This window comes from Halorussus limi, from assembly GCF_023238205.1.
Taxonomy (GTDB): Archaea; Halobacteriota; Halobacteria; order Halobacteriales; family Haladaptataceae; genus Halorussus; species Halorussus limi.
In genome coordinates, this window is sequence record NZ_CP096659.1 from 801911 (window position 1) to 818112 (window position 16202).

A 16202-nucleotide genomic window follows, 5' to 3' on the forward strand; every position below is an offset into this window, starting at 1 on the left:
GCTCTCCGTTCGCTCGTTCGTCCTATCCGTCGCTCCCCGAGTCGGAATCCCCGTCGCTCCCTCCGTCGTCACAGCTACCGGTCCGGATTTCGATTCGCTCGCCCAAGTCGAGCGAGATGCGGTCGGAGACGCTCGCCGACCCCGAGAGGAACTGCCAGTCGGTCACGGTGCCCTCGTAGTGGTCGCCGTAGAGCGCGGCCTCGTCGTTGAACGCCGGGTCGATGGTCACGGCGAAGTCGTCGCCGAGGCCCCGGAACGCGCCGCCGTCGGTCCCGCCGCTTCCCCACGTCCAGTCGACGCGCTGGCGGTCCCCCTCGACGTTCCACTGGTCGTAGTTGGTCGCGGCGATTTCGCCGGTCTCGGGGTTCGGATACAGGTCGTCTTTGACCACCCACTGGCCGTCGTCGGGAAGCCCGGTGAATCTGAACGTCACGGCCCCGGAGTCGGAGGTCTGGACGCTCCCGTGGACCACGACGAGGCTCGTCCCCTTCGGCCCCCGATAGAGGAACGCGATGCTGGTCTGGGCGCGTTGCAGGTCCCGCGTGCCCGCCGAGGCGTAGTCGGTGCTCTCGCTCGCGACTGCACCGTTGGCGTCCATCACCCGCTCCGCCGGTAGGTGGTACTCGTAGAACGTCTCGACCGTCATCTGTCCCCGGAGCGGCCGCACCGGAACGCACTCCTCGCCCTGCACGAGGACGTACTGGGAGTCGTCGCGGGTCGCCGCCGCGCCGCGAGTCGCGACCGACCCGAACGTGAAACCGGCTCCGACGGCGGCCAACAGCGACCGTCGGGTCGTCGATTGTGAGTTCCCGTCCATGCTCTCGTTCGGCCACGGCGAGAGTGAATTTTGTTATCCGGTCGTTACTTCAGTTTCCCTCTGCCGGTATACTAATCGACCCTGACAGGTCAGCGCCGCGGGACCCGCCCATTTTTGGTTCGCCGCGTCGCCGACTGTGGTATGCGCGTAGACCTCGGCAACGCACTCTCGGAAGTCGCCGACCCCGGACTCTCCCGCACCGAACTCGACGAGTTGGACGAGCGAGTCGCCGACGCCCACGAGCGAATCGAGCGCGGCAGGGCGGACGCCGAACACGGTTACGCCGCGCTGAACCTGCCCGAGACCGCGAACCTCGACGCGATTCGGACCGCGGTCGAACCGTTCGCCGACGCCGAGGCGGTCCTGACGGTCGGTATCGGCGGGTCGGCGCTCGGCGCGGCCACCCTCGCCGACGGCCTCCCCTCCGAGACCGACGCCTACTTCCTCGACAACGTGGACCCCGAACACGTCTCGCGCCTGCTCGACTCCCTCCCGCTTGATTCGACCGCGGTCAACGTCGTCTCGCGCTCGGGCACGACCGCCGAGACGCTCGCCAACTTCCTCGTCGTCCGCGAGGCGATGGACGACGCCGGCGTCGACTGGACCGACCGGACCTTCGTCACCACCGGCCGAGAGGGCAACCTCCGGCGACTCGCCGAGAAGGAGGACCTGCCCGCGCTCGACGTGCCCGACGGCGTTCCGGGCCGGTTCTCGGTCCTCTCGACCGTGGGACTCGCCTGCGCCGCCATACAGGGCCACGACCTCGACGCGATTCTCCGGGGCGCACGCGACGAGGCCGACCGGCTCGCGGGGTCGCTGTACGAGTCGCCGGCCTACGCCTACGGCGCGGTCTCCTACGCCCTCGAAGAGCGCGGCGCGGCGGTCAACGCGATGATGCCCTACGCCGAATCGCTGGAAACGTTCGCCGAGTGGTTCGCCCAGTTGTGGGCCGAGAGCCTCGGCAAGGACGGCCGGGGCCAGACCCCCGCCCGCGCGCTCGGCGCGACCGACCAGCACTCTCAACTCCAACTCTACCGGGCCGGACCTCACGACAAGATGGTCACACTCGTGCGACCCGAGGAGCGGGCGGACCGCGCCATCCCGCACACCGACCTCGACGGCCTCTCGTACCTCGGCGGGTCGTCGCTGGGCGACCTGCTCGACGCCGAGTTCGAAGCGACCGAAGCCAGCCTCGCGGAGGCGGGTCAGCCGAACGTCCGCGTCGAAATCGACCGCGTGGACGAGCGGAGCCTCGGCGAACTCCTCTACGGAATGGAGGCCGCCTGCGTCGTCTACGGCGAACTCGCCGGCGTCTCGACGTTCACCCAACCCGCGGTCGAGTGGGGCAAGAAGGCGGCCCGCGGACTGTTGGGCGGCGGAGACTTCGAGGAGGCCGACGCCGTCGCCGAGAAGACGACGCTGACCGTCGAGTAGTACGGTACGGCGTCTCGGTGAGACGAAATAACAGAAAGCTTTTGACAGTCGTTTAACTACAATCCGGGGCGAAGTAGCTCGAAATATGTTCGACACAGCCCTCCACCGGCGGGTCGTCCTCGCCGCGCTGGTCGCCCTCGCGGGCGTCGCCGGCGTGGTCGCGGTCGGACCCGCGACGGCAGACGACGCATCGACGCGGCAAGTAGACTCGGCGGTCGCCCGGACCGACGCGACGAACCAGAGCGAGAACCTCACGGCGTCGTTCGTCCGCGACGGCGAGCAGGTCGTCCTCCACCCCGGCGCGGACCAGACGGTCCGTGTCCAGACGAACGCCGAGAACGGAACGATGCTGAACCTCGGAGTCTGGGTCAACGGGTCGTTCGCGATGGAGAGCATCGCCGAGGTCCCGGAGAACGGGACTGCTACGTTCCCCGTCGACGTGAACGCTCTGGACGCGTCCACCGGTTCTGAGGTCCGACTGGTCGTGCGCCACGACGACCAGAAACTCGCCGAGACCGCAGGCGTCGTGAAGCGGATTTCGGTCGAGTTCGTCCACGACGGCGACCGAATCGTCCTCGAAAACGCCCCGAACCAGACCGTCGAAGTCCGGACCGACGCCGAACCGGGCCGGGAACTCACCGTCCAGATGCAGAGCGACAAGTTCGTTCGGACTTCTCCGGCCGTGGTCGGGGAAGACGGCACTGCTACTGCGACGTTCGACCTGAGCGACGTCGAGTCGGGAAGGGAAATCACGCTTCAGGTGGCCTCCGGTGACGCAGAGACCGTCGGCGTAATCCTGAACGAGTCGGCGATGGCGGACGAGACGACGACGACGGACGCGCCGACCGAGACGACCACTGACGGGAACGAAACGACGGCTCACGGCGACAACGAGTCCAGCGTACCCGGATTCGGCGTCCCGGTCGCGCTGTGCGCGCTGGCCGCCGGCGCTGCGCTCGCGCGGCGGGCCTGACCGTTCGCGACCCGACAGTCGTCACTTCCTTTCTTCTTTCGACCGCGCGTGACCGTCGCTCGGTCTCGCTCGCGCAAACACAGGGACTTTAGCCCGGCCGTCCCTTCGTACGGGCATGGAAGACCGTTCTGCTGCGAGCGTCGGCGTCGCGGTGGCGGCCCTCGCCCTCGCGGCCGCCGCGTTCCCGTGGGGCACGACCGGGGTCGGTCCGTTCGAGAACGTCGTGGTCGCAGTCCTCGGCGGGGCCGCGCTCGGGGCGTTCTCGCTCCGGCGGCGCGACCTGCTCGGGCGAGTTCCGGGGTCGCTCGCGGCCGGCGTCGCCAGTCTCGGAATCGTCGGCTACGCGGCCGTCGCGGTCGCGGCCCCGGTCGCCGGCGGGAGCGCGCTCGTCGCGGAGGCTCCGTCGGCACCGTCGCCGTGGGGCGTCGGCCTCGCGCTGCTGGGCGGGGTCGGCGGCGTCGTCGCGGCCTACGGCGACGGTCGGGGGTTCCCCGACTCGCTCCGACGGGCCGCGAAAGCCATCAGTTGGAGCCTCGCGGTCGGCTACGCGGGACTGTTCGCCATCGCGATTTGGGGGAGTCTCCTCGTGGGCATCGCCGGGGGACTGATGCCCGGCGAACCCGGTTCCGCGATGGAACTCGCTCTGGGCGCGGTCGCGCTCGGGTTCGGGACCGGGACCGTCGCGCTGCTGTACTTCCAGTGGACAGACAAGACGGTCTCGTACCTCGACTTCCGGACGCCCTCCCTGCGCGACGTGGGGTACGTTGTCGGCGGCGTCGTCGCGCTGTTCGCGCTACAGGCGGTCGTCACCGTCGTCCTCTCGGAACTCGGCGTGCGCACCGCGAACCACAGCATCCAGCAGACCGCGGCGAACGGCGACGCCAGCATCCTGCTCCTGATGATTCCGGCGTCGTGGCTCATCGTCGGTCCCGGCGAGGAGTTGCTCTACCGAAACATCATCCAGAAGGACCTGTACGACACTTTCGGCGATTGGGGCGCGGTGCTGGTCGGGAGCGCGGTGTTCTCGCTGGCCCACATCCCGGCCTACGCGACCGGGGCGAGCGTCGGTGCGCTCGTCAGCACGCTCGCGGTCATCTTCGGCCTGTCGCTGGTGCTGGGCGCGACGTACCTGCGGACCGACAATCTGACCGTCCCGGCGCTGATTCACGGCACGTTCGACGCGGTCATCTTCGGCGCGATGTACTTCCAACTGACCGGCGGGGCGTGACGGGACGCGAGGTTGTAGCTCCGAAAAGAGGAGCGTCCGCCGGACGTCGGCCTCGCGTCCGCTCCTCGTCTGACGTAGATTTAACACCTCCAAACACTTTCGAAATTTGCATGAAGCATCGGTACTCGATCACCTGCGAGCGTGAGCGCGCCAGACGCATCGAGACGCTGGCCCGCGAGTACGACCTCACGACGCAGGAGGTTCTTCAGCAACTCATCGAAGTCGGTCTCGAAGAGATAGAGACCGACGAGTGACGACGGGAAAACGCCGCGCGTCGGGCGCGCCGCAGGCGAGGCAGTCGCGCCGTCGTCCGACAGTTACGCGAGAACGCCGGTCAGGCGTTCGACGGGTTCTTGCGGGTGAGTTCGCTGCCGCAGATGGGGCACCGGTCCTTGTTCTCGTCGAACTCCCGGCCACAGCCCTGACACTGGAACCGCCAGTCGCGCTGTTCGGTGATGCCGTCTTGGGCGATGACCTCGACGCTGACGTCCATGTGTTCGGCGACGTTCTGCATCGCGTAGTCGTCGGTGACGAGTCTGGCGTCGAGTTCGAAGGCGGCCGCGATGAGCCGAACGTCGGTGGTCGATAGCTCCTCGAAGTCACCGGTCTCCTCGGCGGCCCGGCGGACGCGCTCTACCGCGCCGTCTTGGGGAATATGAATGTGCATCCCCGACCCTTCCATCGCGTCGAAGCGATAGGCGCTCTCGTCTTCGAGTTCCTCCCGGACCATCGGGATGGTCGCGATGTCTTCGGTCGTGTGATACTCGTTGATGAAGGCTGAGGAGTCTAGAACGTACATTTACCGCTGAACGACGATGTAGTCTTTTACCGCCTGCACTCGTTGCACGGGGACCTGGAATCGACCCTGTTCGTCCGAGTCGAACGCCACCGAGGTACTGTCCAACTGTTCGTCCGGTTCGATGAGCAGGTCGGCGAGTTCGCCCGTCTTGAGGTCCATGGTGATGTTGTACAGCATACCGAGTTCTGTCCCGTCTGACCCCATGACGGCCTTCCCCGAGAGGTTTTCGGCGAGGATTTCCGACATACGGGGGGTTACTGAGCGCTTCTATATAAAGGATACGGGGGAGCGCGGCGGGGCGGTCAGACGCCGGCACGCGAACGCCACCGCCGGTTGAGCCACGCGACGTAGCCCAGTCCGATCCCGAAGACGAGGACCCACGGCGAATCGAGCAGTACCGCGACGGCCGGACTCGAACCGAGCAATCGCTCCACGGCGAACAGCACCGCGACCGTAGCGACGACCAGCGCGGTGACGACGAACCCGTGCTTGTAGCCGGTGCCCACGAAGCTCCCCTCGTGAGACCGCAGGCCGTAGTCGGCGTTCTCCCAATCGACGCCGCCGCCACTGCTGGCCTCCGCGAGGCGGAATCCCGGCGGGAAGTGGTCGTCCTCCCACGACTTGCCGTTCGCCATCGACCCGAACCGGTAGCGATACCACGCGATGACGGCGAGGAGCGCCGCGCCGCCGGGAGCCGCGAGCGCCGCCGCCACGACGACGGTTCCCGACGCGAACAGCGGGTCTGGCGACCCGGCGAACAGCGCGTACACTCGTGCCGGAGCCAACACCGTGAACACCCACGGGAACAGCAGGTTCAACATCGGGCTACCGAGCGCCCGCGTGTAAGCGAACGCGAAGTACAGCCCGGTGACGATACCTGCGGCCGCCCCCGCGAACAGTCGCGCCCGACCGGCGGTCGCGCCGTCGGCGGCCACGAGGTCGGTCCAGCCAGCGACGGAGACGACCGCCAGATACGCCGCGAACCACAGCGCCGCGCCGACGACGAAGGCGGCGGTGTGAGCCGCTACCCCGCGAGAGCGGAACAGCTGACAGCCGCGAATCGGTCGTTGCGTAGCCTCGGGGGAGGATTCAGACATCAGCGTTTCGTGCGTAGTCGAGGGTTGTAATAACTTCGCCCGTGTCGTGTTCCAACACGCCGCTGGTCTTCACTGTGATTCGACTCCCGCCGAGCGCGTCGAGTTGGTTGATGACCGCCCCGAACTGATTGATGACCGAGGTTATCTGGTCGTTCGGTGCGGTCTCGTTGGGCTTGCTGCGTTCGGCACGCTGGACGAGCAGCGTCACTCGCTTCGTGGACGTCAGGTCACTCTCCGACGGTCCCGGCACGACTGGCCCTCGACGGAACCTCCGCGACCGACCCGCGGTGGTTTATTACGGTGGTGTCCGCATCGGGGAGTATGAACGAGCGACTCGCCAATGGCCTCGAGTTGTTCGCACGACTGGTCGGCGTCGTCGCGGCGCTCGGCGGCGTCCTCCTCCTGCCGTCGGCCCCGATACTCGGCGTCCCCTTGCTCGTGGTCGGGATACTGTTCGCGTTGCGACCCGCGACCGCCGGCGAACTGCTCGACATCGCGGCGTCGCTGGTCTGACCGGGCGAGACTGAGAAGGGCGTCGAACGGACGCGAGACCGTCGCCGCGAGTGCGACCGCGGTACCGACGGCGACGACGCCCAGTGCGACGTTCGAGTCGCGGACTCGCCGGGCGCGCACGTAGCAGTTACGCTTCACCGGCCGATGAACTCTCGCGGAGGCACGGTAAATCCAACCCCTCGACCGGTCCCCGAGACCACCTGCGTAGCGGTATCGAGCGACCGCGGAAATGGCGATGGAGTTAAATGCCGCGCGCAGTACCTCTTGAGTAAGAACCTTCTCTCCCCGGTGGTAGCCTATGCCTGACACTAATACACGCGAGAACGGTCACGGTCTGCGCACCCCTATCGTCGCCGTACTGGGTCACGTGGACCACGGGAAGACCAGCCTTCTGGACAAAATCCGCGGTTCGACGGTCATCGAGGGTGAGGCGGGTGCTATCACCCAGCACATCGGCGCGACTGCGATTCCGCTCGACGTGGTGTCGAAAGTCGCGGGAAGCCTCATCGACCCCAGCGACTTCGACCTGCCCGGCCTGCTGTTTATCGACACGCCCGGCCACCACTCGTTCACGACGCTGCGGTCCCGCGGGGGCGCGCTCGCGGACATCGCCATCCTCGTCGTGGACGTGAACGACGGCTTCCAGCCCCAGACGCTCGAAGCCATCAACATCCTCAAGCAGTCCCAGACGCCGTTCGTCGTCGCGGCGAACAAGATAGACACCGTGCCGGGGTGGAAGCCCAACGAGGACGCTCCGGTCCAACAGACCAAGGAGGCCCAGAGCGACCGGGCGAGTTCGATGCTGGACGAGCAACTGTACGAAATTATCGGCGAACTCAGCGACGAAGGGTTCTCGGCCGACATGTACTGGCGCGTCCAGGACTTCCGGGGCAACATCGGCGTCGTCCCCGTCAGCGCCGAGACCGGCGAGGGGATTCCCGACCTGCTGACCGTCCTGATGGGACTGGCCCAGCGGTACATGAAAGAGGACATGGCCATCGACGTGACGGGACCGGGCGCGGGCACCGTCCTCGAAGTCAAAGAGGAGAAGGGCTTCGGGACGACCCTCGACGTGGTGCTGTACGACGGCACCATCCGCGAGGACGAGACCATCGTGGTCGGGGGTCTCGACGAACCCATCGTGACCGACGTGCGCGCCATCCTGAAGCCCCGACCGCTCGCCGAGATTCGGACCGAGGACCGGTTCGAGAAGGTCGAGGAAATCGCGGCGGCTTCCGGGGTCAAAATCGCCGCGCCGGGCCTCGACGACGCGATGGCGGGCGCGCCGGTTCGGGTCGTCCGGGACCGCGACATCGAGGAAGTCATCGCCGAGGTCCGGGCCGAACTCTCGGAAATCGAGGTCGAGACCCAAGAGCAGGGCGTCGTCGTGAAGGCCGACACCCTCGGCAGTCTGGAGGCCATCGCCAACGCCATGGACGAGGCCGAGATTCCCATCATGCGCGCCGAAGTCGGCGACGTGGCCCCGCGCGACATCAGCGTCGCATCGACCGCGGGCGAGGACAAGCACAAGACCATCCTCGCGTTCAACGTGGACGTGCTGGCCGACGCCGAACAGCAGGCGGAGGACAGCGACGTGAAACTGTTCGAGAGCGGCGTCATCTACCGCCTCATCGAAGAGTACGAGGAGTACGTCGAGGAACTCGAACGCGCCCAGCAGGAGACGGTCCTCGACAACATCACTCGGCCCGCCCGGTTCCAGATTCTGCAGGACCACACCTTCCGCCAGAACGACCCCGCCGTGGTCGGCGTCGAGATTCTCTCGGGCACCGTCAAGAAGAACAGCAACGTGGTGAAGTTCGAGGGTAACGACCCCACTCGTGTCGGGCAACTCAAAGGGATTCAGGAGCAGGGCGAGGACGTGGACGAGGCCCGAAGCGGAAACCGCGTCAGCGTCGCCATCGACGGGCCGACTGTCGGTCGCCAGATAGAGGAGGGCGACGAACTCTGGATAGAGGTCCCCGAGAAGCACGCCAAGATTCTCGAACAGGAACTCGGCGACGACATTCCGGTGGACGAACTGGAGGCGCTCAAGATGTACCTCGACAAGCAGCGCAAGCGCGACCCCTTCTGGGGCAAGTAGCCCCGCCCCAATCGGTGTCCGGGGCGAACTGTCCCGAACCTCGGCCGCATCTCGCGTTAGTTTATAACTCTCCGGCTTTATTCTTCATTGTTTATCAAGCAATCAATTCAATCCTATTCCTATTAAAATTACCACCCAGAACATCCTTTTTGTGGCTCGTGAGCGCCTCTGGTACGGTTTTAAACGGTTTGAAGACCAGAAACGGCTCCTCCCTTTGAAGTGTCAACGGTCGTTCACTGCCGAGCGGAGTCATGACGGAACGAAATACGACGCGACGACGGTTCCTGCGAGCATCGGCCGCGACGGTCGTAACTGCCGCCCTCCCCGCGACTGCGACCGCCGCCGAAACCGGGTGGACGGTCGCCGAGACCCCCACCGGGAACACCCTCTACGACGTGGAGTACACCGACGACGGCGCGTACGCGGTCGGCGCTGGCGGCGTCGCCATCCGCCGGACGCCGGACGGCTGGCGGAAGGTCTTCGACGGCGGCGTCACCGGCAACGGAAACTCGCTGTACGGCGCGGACGTGACCGACGACGGCAAGCAAATCTGGATGGTCGGTTCGTCGGGTGCGGTCGGCGCGTACGACGTCGAGACGGGCACCCTCTACAACCACTCCAAGCCGACCGGAAGCACGAACAACTTCAACGACGTGTCCGTGACGGGTCCCGCCGGCGAGGCGAACGTCTACGTCGCGGGCGACTCGGGCAAGATTTACTACAGCTTCGAGAACGGCGCGTCCCAGACGTGGAACTACGTCACGCCCGGAAGCGGGTCCGCGCTCTCGGCCATCGACTTCTACGACGTGAAGTCGGGCCACGTCGTGGACACCAACCAGACGGTGTTCCAGACGACTGACGGCGTCTCCTACGATAACATCGGTATCGCCGACGCCAACGTCAACTTCTACGGCGTGGACAGCGACGCCCGCGACGACGTGTGGGTCTCGGGCGGCGGCGGCATGGTCTTCCACTGGGACGGCGCGAACTGGACGCCGACCGACCTCGGCGACGCCGGACTGCGCGACATCGAAGTCACCGACGACGACCGAGACGGCTTCACGGTCGGCGGCGGCGGCAAGGTCTTCGACCTGACCGACGCGAAGTGGACGCAGGACGCGACGCCGACCGGCCAGAACCTGAAGGCGGTCGTCCGCGGCGACACGAACGTCGCCGTCGGCGCGGGCGGAGTCGTCGTCGAGAACTAAAGGGGACGACTCGGTCGCCCGCTTCCGGACGTCCGAGTCGCTGACTCGGCGCTCGGTTTCCCTGCCGTTCTCGCCCTCCGCGACCTCCGGAGGTCGGAGTCCCCCGGCGTCGAGTTTACCACCGACCAATAATTTTTAGTCGTACGCGACCGTAGTGCGGTACTGGAGAGTGATTTCATGCTCGGGCGCGACCTACTACGCAGTGGTAACGCCGGAGTACCGAACGTCTCTCACTACGACCTAGTCCTCGCCGTCGTCCCACTTCCGCTGTTGGTCGGCCTGTTCGCCGGAGCGGTGCTGCCGGTCACGACCCAGACCGGCGTGTCGGCGGGCGCGCTGTTGTCGGCGCTGACGGTCGGCCACCTCCTCTTCCGGGACCCGCCGACCCGGAGAGGGCCGGGCGGAGACGAGAGCGTCGGCGGCGACCGCGTCGGAACTACGAGCGTCGGGAGCGGAAGCGTCGGCGAATCGTCCGCCTGAGGTGTGCCGGTCGGAACTGAGTCGGAAAGAAAACGGGGCGAATCGGGAGTCGAGTCGGAAGCCTCTCGACCCGAACGCGCAGTCGGTCGGTGCGCAGTCGGCCAGTTCGTAATCGGCCAGTGCGCAATTGGTCGAACGCAGTCTGCTTATCGCGCGGTCGGCGTGATGTTGTCGCCCATCATCTGCTTGACCTGCATGGCCGCGCTGGCCGCGAGGCCGCGGGCGACTTCGGCCTCCTCGTGGGTCACGAGGTCGTCGCCGTCGAAGTCGTCGAGGTCGGGTTGGAAGCCGGCGCTCACGGGGTGGCCGACCGGCGGTTGGACCGAGACCTGCGCCTGCGGTCCGCTCCCGTCGTCGCCGACCTTGGACCCGACGACGTACTCGTCGGGGAGGAACTCGCGGGTCTGACTGGCGATAGCGGCGATACTGTCGCGGAGCGACTCCTTCTGCTCGGGGGAGAGGTCGGGGACGTCGGTCTCCGCGCGGTGACCTGCCTGCGTCTTCCCTGGAACGCCCGCGTAGGGGGTGTTTCCGTTCATCGGTCTGACGAAGAGACGTTAGGACCCTACGGTTTAAAAGCTCTCGGCTTCGGCAGTCCGTGACACGGTCGGGGCGGGTCGGCGGAGAAAAGCCGCGAGAGGACGAAATATCGGTCGATGCGACGGCTCAGCAGATGGGTTCGCTCTCGCCGTAGACGGCCACGACGACCGCGGTGGCGAAGGTTCCCGACTCGGCGCGTACGTCCGCGGTCTCGATTCGCTCGTCGGTGAACTCCCACTCTCGGAGTTCGCGGCCCGCCGCGAGACCGGTTCGGACGCGCTCGGCCACGTCTTCGGGGTCGGTCTCGTCCGCCGCCTCGTAGAACAGACCGGGGCCGTTCTCGTCGTCGGACCCGCCGTCGGTGGTCGGGTCGGCCTCGCTCGTGGACCACCCGAGCGCGGCCGAGACCCGGCCGGGACCGACGCCGGTCGCGCGCGCCTGCACGACCGTCAGGCGCTCGCCCGCCGGACCGAGGTCCGGGGCCGTGCCGACCGCTTCGACCGTCGCGCCGGCGGGAATCACCGACGAGACCGCGACGAGGTTGTAGTTGTGGAGGTTGGCGTCCGCCAGCGCGGCGTCGTACGAGGACATCTCGGTGGGACCGGTCCCGGTCCCCCACGCGACCCGAATCGTACTCATATCAGGAGGGAGTCGCCCGTCGCGGTAAGGGGTTGCGATTTCCGGTCCGGTCGGGTACTCGTCGGTGAAGTCACTCGACTCCGAGTTCGGTCAGAGGTCCGGTTGTTCGACGGTCTCGGTCCAGAACTCGTCGCGGAGGTATCGCTCCTCGACCGGGCGGTAGCCGAGGGCCTTCGCGACGCGGCCGAGCGTGGCCCAGAGGAGTCGCTGGACTGTCGGGGGGCCGACCGCGACTCTCGTGCCGTCCCGGAGGTACTCGGTCATCACCAGTCCGTAGAGGAAGTTCGGTTCCCCGTAATCGCCGCCCGAACCGAACGCTCCCTCGTGGTCCAACCCGGAGACGGTGAGTTGCGTTTCGAGGGTCTTCGCCCACGGGAGGTCCACGTAGAAGGCGACGAAGTCGTCGGTGTCGTTCCAGAAGTAGTGTTCGCGCCCGGGCCGGACGGTGTGCTCGTCGTCGGGGTCGAGACGGCGAGGTTCGCCCTCTTCGACGACGGTCAGTTCGCCTTCGACCGCGCGGAAGTACTCCTCGCCAGTGGTGTGGACGTGCGCCGGGAACTCGGTCGCGTCGGGCGACAACCAGACCAACATGGCAGGCGACTCGTCGGCGTCGTCGGGCCACCGCAGGGGAGCCATCCACATCCCGGTTCCGGGACTGGACGCGAGCGGATAGGGCGATTCCTCGAACAGGTCGGCGGCGGCCCCTTCGGGGTCGAGTTCGAGCGCAGGTCCGTCGGTCGGTGCGCCGTCCGCGTCGAGGGGTCGCCCGGTCGTGAGCGGGTCCATGCTCGAAACAGTCAGTCCGGCATCATAACTTCCGGGGGACGCTCGTCGGAGCACGCCCGACGAATCAACGACTATAACCTGCGCGCACACTCACCCGGAACCAACGGAGACCCCTTCATGACGATCAGATTCGTGACGAGCAACGCGGGCAAGGTCCGAGAGGCCCGCGAGTACCTCACCGACGACGTGGAGCAGATACAGTACGACTACACCGAGATTCAGAGCGACGACCTCGCGGACATCGCAGTCGCCGGAGCGAAGGAGGCCTTCGAGGAGACCGGCGGCGAAGACCCCGTGCTGGTCGACGACGCGGGCCTGTTCGTGGAGGCGCTCGGCGGGTTCCCCGGCCCCTACTCCGCGTACGTCGAGGACACCGTGGGCGTCGAGCGGGTCTGGAACCTCGCGGAGATGGAGGACAACCGCCGGGCGCGGTTCCGATGCGTCGTCGCCTACTACGACGGCGAGACGGCCGAGACGTTCGACGGCGCGGTGCCGGGCCGCATCGTCGCGCCGCGGGGCGACGGCGGGTTCGGCTACGACCCCATCTTCGAACACGAGGGCGCGACTATGGCCGAGATGAGCACCGAGCGCAAGAACGCGATTTCTCACCGCGGACGGGCGCTGGCGAAGTTCGCGGACTGGTTGGCCGAGAACTGAGCGAACTACGTCTCTCGCGGTCGCTCAGTCCGAAATCGCCTGCGTCCCGTCGGAGGACGCCGACCGACAGGAGCGTTCCAGTTCGAGGACGTTCAAATCACCGTCGAGCGTCACCGACAGCACCTCGCCGTCGAGCGGAATCTCGACCAGAATCTGCCACGGGTCCTCCGAGAGGATGGTCGTCTGCTCGTCGCTGACGCACCACGCGAGGTCCCAGTACGGCGTCGTACAGAGGTCGACGCCGTGTTCGCGGTGGAACGTCACCACGTCCGACTGGTCGAGCAGCGAGAGACCCACCGCCGAGTACAGCTGGTGGCGACACTGCTCGCACTCGTGGTCCACGCGGACCTCCAGTCCGAGGAAGTCCTCCGTGTCGCGGGTAACCGTCGTCGTCATCCGACCGTTGCACTCCGGGCAGACGCCGTCCGCCGCGAGGCAGTGGAGGTGGCGCACGCGCTGGTTGAACGCGTCCATTATCTCCTCGCGCGACCGGTTGTTCAGTCCGCCGGGCGGGAACGGGTAACAGCCGTGGTTCTTCTCGCACTCCTCGCACTCGATGACCAGCATCTCGTCGTGGTAGTACGCCTGCAGGCCTCCGTCGCAGGTCGCGCACGTTCCTTCGACTTCGAACGGTCCCATCTCGGGATGCTCGTTGAACGACCCGGCCAGAATCGCGCGGACGACCTTCTTCCCGGCCTGCCGGAAGTCGTAGCCGTCGTCGGTCTGGACGACGAAGTGGTCTGTGAGTTGCTTGAGGTGGTAGTTGAACTGCGCGCTGTCGCGCATCCCCACGTCGCGTCGAAGCTCCGAGAAGCTCACCGGTCGTTCGGGAGCCTTCCAGAGCGCCTCCAGAATCGACAGTCGCGTCTCGTTGGCGATGACCGAGAACGCCTCGGCCGGGGCCACGCAGTCCTCGCAGTCTCCGAGCGTCGCGTTCGGCCCGCTCGTCTCGCTCATACGAAAGAGTTGCGGCGGCATACGGCTAAAGTGTTGCCTTGACTGCAGTTTTGTAGTTTTTCTAACCTTTGTCGTCCGGCCCGGAACCGGTAGCCCCGCCAGATACTACTTCCCACGCGCCGAGAACTCGACTACGGCAGAACGTTGAACCCTCTCGTACTCCCGACGAGACGCCGAAATCTTGAACGACGAGGCGGGAACGACTCGGCAACCGGACCGAGCGGAAGCGAATCGACCGACACGCGGCGACCGAACCGGCACAGAGGGGTTCGCACCCGCGCTCGACCCCGACCGAGAACAGTAGGTTTATCACTCGCTCGGGGCGAATCTTCCAGTAGAATTACTTCAGGAGGTTAACTTTGACAGGAAATTACGCCCAACCGGAGGTGAACATCGGACTGGTCGGTCACGTAGACCACGGAAAGACGACGCTCGTGCAGGCGCTTTCCGGCGAATGGACGGACCAGCACTCCGAGGAGATGAAACGTGGCATCTCCATCCGGCTCGGGTACGCAGACGCCACGTTCCGGCAGTGTCCCGGCCTCGACGAACCGGAGCGGTACACGGTCGACGAGACGTGTCCGGACGGTAGCGAGAGCGAACCGCTCCGGACGGTCTCGTTCGTGGACGCACCGGGTCACGAGACGCTGATGGCGACGATGCTCTCGGGCGCGGCCATCATGGACGGCGCGGTGCTGGTCGTCTCGGCGACCGACCCCGTCCCGCAGGCACAGACCGAGGAACACCTGATGGCGCTCGACATCATCGGCATCGACAACATCGTCGTCGCCCAGAACAAGATAGACCTCGTCGACCGCGAGCAGGCCGAGCGCAACTACGAGGAGATTCAGGAGTTCGTGGAGGGAACCGTCGCCGAAGACGCGCCGGTCGTCCCCATCTCGGCCCAGCAGGAGGTCAACATCGACCTCCTGATTCAGGCGGTCGAAGAGGAGATTCCGACGCCCGACCGCGACCCGGACGCCGACCCGCGGATGCACGTCGCACGTAGCTTCGACATCAACCGTCCCGGCACGGAGTGGGACGGACTCGTCGGCGGCGTCCTCGGCGGCAGTCTGGTCGAAGGGAAACTGACGAACGGCGCGGAGATAGAGCTTCGCCCCGGCCGCGAAGTCGACGAGGGCGGTCAGACCCGCTGGGAGTCCATCGAGACCGACGTGCGTTCGCTTCAGGCGGGCGGCGAGACGGTCGACGAAGTGACGCCCGGCGGTCTGCTCGGCGTCGGCACGGGTCTCGACCCGAGCCTGACGAAGGGCGACGCGCTGGCGGGACAGGTCGCCGGAACGCCCGGCACGCTCCCGCCGACGTGGGAGCAGTTCACGATGGAAGTGGACCTGCTCGAACGCCTCGTCGGACTCGACGACCAGGACATCGACGACATCTCGACCGGCGAACCGCTGATGCTCACCATCGGTACCGCGACGACGGTCGGTTCCGTGACCAGCGCCCGCGAGGGCGAGTGCGAGGTCACGCTGAAGCGACCCGTCTGCGCGCCCGAGGGTGCCCAAATCGCCATCAACCGCCGCATCGGCGCTCGCTGGCGGCTCATCGGAGTCGGCACGCTCCGCGGATAGATGGTCGCCACGGTCGCCATGGACACCAGCGCGCTCATGATGCCCGTCGAACGCGACGTGCGGGTCTTCGAGGAGCTAGAGCGCCTGCTGGGAGATTTCGAGTGCGCGGCCCCGCGAGCGGTCCGCGACGAACTCTCGAAACTCTCGGACGGCGCGAGCGCGGAAGCCGTCGCGGCCAGCGTCGGCGAGGACTTGGCGGCCGAGCGGTGTCGAATCGTCGAACACGAAGCATCGTACGCAGACGACGTACTGGTCGAACTCGCCCCCGAGTTCGACTACGTCGTCACGAACGACGGTCCCCTCAAGGAGCGCCTGCTCGACGCGGGCACACCGGTAATTCATATAAGGGGCCGGAACAAACTCGCAATCAGCAAACCTTAG

20 protein-coding genes are annotated in these 16202 nt (G+C 66.6%); 11 read left to right on the forward strand and 9 right to left on the reverse strand.

Annotation, left to right across the window (positions count from 1 at the left end; translation table 11 throughout):
- Positions 1 to 22: 22 nt before the first annotated feature.
- Complete coding sequence (locus M0R89_RS04185) at positions 23 to 817, reverse strand: hypothetical protein (protein WP_248651313.1); 795 nt, start codon at positions 815 to 817, stop codon at positions 23 to 25.
- Positions 818 to 958: 141 nt separating this feature from the next.
- On the opposite strand from M0R89_RS04185, the gene M0R89_RS04190 reads away from it, so the two are divergent.
- The 4 genes from M0R89_RS04190 (at position 959) to M0R89_RS04205 (ending at position 4706) form a co-directional block, all read left to right on the forward strand.
- Complete coding sequence (locus M0R89_RS04190; protein ID WP_248651314.1) at positions 959 to 2251, forward strand: phosphoglucose isomerase-related protein; 1293 nt, start codon at positions 959 to 961, stop codon at positions 2249 to 2251.
- An 85-nt stretch (positions 2252 to 2336) separates the two neighbouring features.
- Positions 2337 to 3224 carry a BGTF surface domain-containing protein gene (locus tag M0R89_RS04195; RefSeq protein WP_248651315.1) on the forward strand — a complete coding sequence of 296 codons (888 nt, stop codon included), beginning with the start codon at positions 2337 to 2339 and terminating at the stop codon, positions 3222 to 3224.
- Between the two features lie 115 nt (positions 3225 to 3339).
- The gene (locus tag M0R89_RS04200; protein ID WP_248651316.1) at positions 3340 to 4452 is read left to right on the forward strand and encodes a CPBP family intramembrane glutamic endopeptidase; all 1113 of its coding nucleotides are present in this window, start codon (positions 3340 to 3342) and stop codon (positions 4450 to 4452) included.
- Positions 4453 to 4562: 110 nt separating this feature from the next.
- Positions 4563 to 4706: a CopG family transcriptional regulator gene (locus tag M0R89_RS04205; protein ID WP_248651317.1), complete on the forward strand. Its 144-nt coding sequence runs from the start codon at positions 4563 to 4565 to the stop codon at positions 4704 to 4706.
- A gap of 80 nt (positions 4707 to 4786) precedes the next feature.
- On the opposite strand, the gene M0R89_RS04210 is transcribed toward M0R89_RS04205, so the two are convergent.
- Genes M0R89_RS04210 through M0R89_RS04225 form a run of 4 tightly spaced genes read right to left on the reverse strand, consistent with a single transcriptional unit; the run spans position 4787 to position 6598 of the window.
- The gene (locus M0R89_RS04210) at positions 4787 to 5251 is read right to left on the reverse strand and encodes an NOB1 family endonuclease (protein ID WP_248651318.1); all 465 of its coding nucleotides are present in this window, start codon (positions 5249 to 5251) and stop codon (positions 4787 to 4789) included.
- The gene (locus M0R89_RS04215; protein WP_248651319.1) at positions 5252 to 5497 is read right to left on the reverse strand and encodes a PRC-barrel domain-containing protein; all 246 of its coding nucleotides are present in this window, start codon (positions 5495 to 5497) and stop codon (positions 5252 to 5254) included. It lies immediately after the preceding gene.
- A gap of 56 nt (positions 5498 to 5553) precedes the next feature.
- Positions 5554 to 6348, reverse strand: coding sequence for a hypothetical protein (locus tag M0R89_RS04220; RefSeq protein WP_248651320.1), 795 nt, complete (start codon positions 6346 to 6348; stop codon positions 5554 to 5556).
- Positions 6341 to 6598, reverse strand: a complete 258-nt coding sequence (locus M0R89_RS04225; protein ID WP_248651321.1) for a hypothetical protein — start codon at positions 6596 to 6598, stop codon at positions 6341 to 6343. Before M0R89_RS04225 ends, M0R89_RS04220 begins: the two co-directional genes overlap by 8 nt.
- A gap of 71 nt (positions 6599 to 6669) precedes the next feature.
- On the opposite strand from M0R89_RS04225, the gene M0R89_RS04230 reads away from it, so the two are divergent.
- The 4 genes from M0R89_RS04230 to M0R89_RS04245 all read left to right on the forward strand — a co-directional run bounded on the left by M0R89_RS04230 (position 6670) and on the right by M0R89_RS04245 (position 10650).
- Positions 6670 to 6861: a hypothetical protein gene (locus M0R89_RS04230; protein ID WP_248651322.1), complete on the forward strand. Its 192-nt coding sequence runs from the start codon at positions 6670 to 6672 to the stop codon at positions 6859 to 6861.
- Positions 6862 to 7159: 298 nt separating this feature from the next.
- Positions 7160 to 8962 (forward strand): translation initiation factor IF-2, encoded by a 1803-nt coding sequence (infB, locus tag M0R89_RS04235; RefSeq protein ID WP_248651323.1) that lies wholly within the window; start codon positions 7160 to 7162, stop codon positions 8960 to 8962.
- 251 nt (positions 8963 to 9213) lie between these two features.
- On the forward strand, positions 9214 to 10170 hold the full coding sequence (locus M0R89_RS04240) for a sialidase family protein (protein WP_248651324.1): 957 nt from the start codon (positions 9214 to 9216) through the stop codon (positions 10168 to 10170).
- 177 nt (positions 10171 to 10347) lie between these two features.
- Positions 10348 to 10650: a DUF8015 family protein gene (locus M0R89_RS04245; RefSeq protein ID WP_248651325.1), complete on the forward strand. Its 303-nt coding sequence runs from the start codon at positions 10348 to 10350 to the stop codon at positions 10648 to 10650.
- A gap of 146 nt (positions 10651 to 10796) precedes the next feature.
- Here the strand turns inward: M0R89_RS04245 and M0R89_RS04250 are convergent, their stop codons facing one another.
- The 3 genes from M0R89_RS04250 to M0R89_RS04260 form a co-directional block, all read right to left on the reverse strand.
- Positions 10797 to 11189, reverse strand: a complete 393-nt coding sequence (locus M0R89_RS04250; RefSeq protein WP_248651326.1) for a DUF5811 family protein — start codon at positions 11187 to 11189, stop codon at positions 10797 to 10799.
- 127 nt (positions 11190 to 11316) lie between these two features.
- The gene (locus M0R89_RS04255) at positions 11317 to 11829 is read right to left on the reverse strand and encodes a pyruvoyl-dependent arginine decarboxylase (RefSeq protein WP_248651327.1); all 513 of its coding nucleotides are present in this window, start codon (positions 11827 to 11829) and stop codon (positions 11317 to 11319) included.
- Between the two features lie 90 nt (positions 11830 to 11919).
- Positions 11920 to 12615: a cupin domain-containing protein gene (locus tag M0R89_RS04260; RefSeq protein WP_248651328.1), complete on the reverse strand. Its 696-nt coding sequence runs from the start codon at positions 12613 to 12615 to the stop codon at positions 11920 to 11922.
- Between the two features lie 117 nt (positions 12616 to 12732).
- Between M0R89_RS04260 and M0R89_RS04265 the strand changes: the two genes are divergently transcribed.
- Complete coding sequence (locus M0R89_RS04265; RefSeq protein WP_248651329.1) at positions 12733 to 13272, forward strand: XTP/dITP diphosphatase; 540 nt, start codon at positions 12733 to 12735, stop codon at positions 13270 to 13272.
- A 24-nt stretch (positions 13273 to 13296) separates the two neighbouring features.
- Here M0R89_RS04265 and M0R89_RS04270 read toward each other — a convergent pair whose 3' ends face one another.
- Entirely contained in the window at positions 13297 to 14229 is a 933-nt protein-coding gene (locus M0R89_RS04270; RefSeq protein ID WP_248651330.1) for a winged helix-turn-helix domain-containing protein, read from the reverse strand.
- Between the two features lie 359 nt (positions 14230 to 14588).
- On the opposite strand from M0R89_RS04270, the gene M0R89_RS04275 reads away from it, so the two are divergent.
- Positions 14589 to 15821, forward strand: a complete 1233-nt coding sequence (locus tag M0R89_RS04275; protein ID WP_248651331.1) for a translation initiation factor IF-2 subunit gamma — start codon at positions 14589 to 14591, stop codon at positions 15819 to 15821.
- Positions 15822 to 16202: a PIN domain-containing protein gene (locus M0R89_RS04280; protein WP_248651332.1), complete on the forward strand. Its 381-nt coding sequence runs from the start codon at positions 15822 to 15824 to the stop codon at positions 16200 to 16202. It abuts the gene before it with no gap.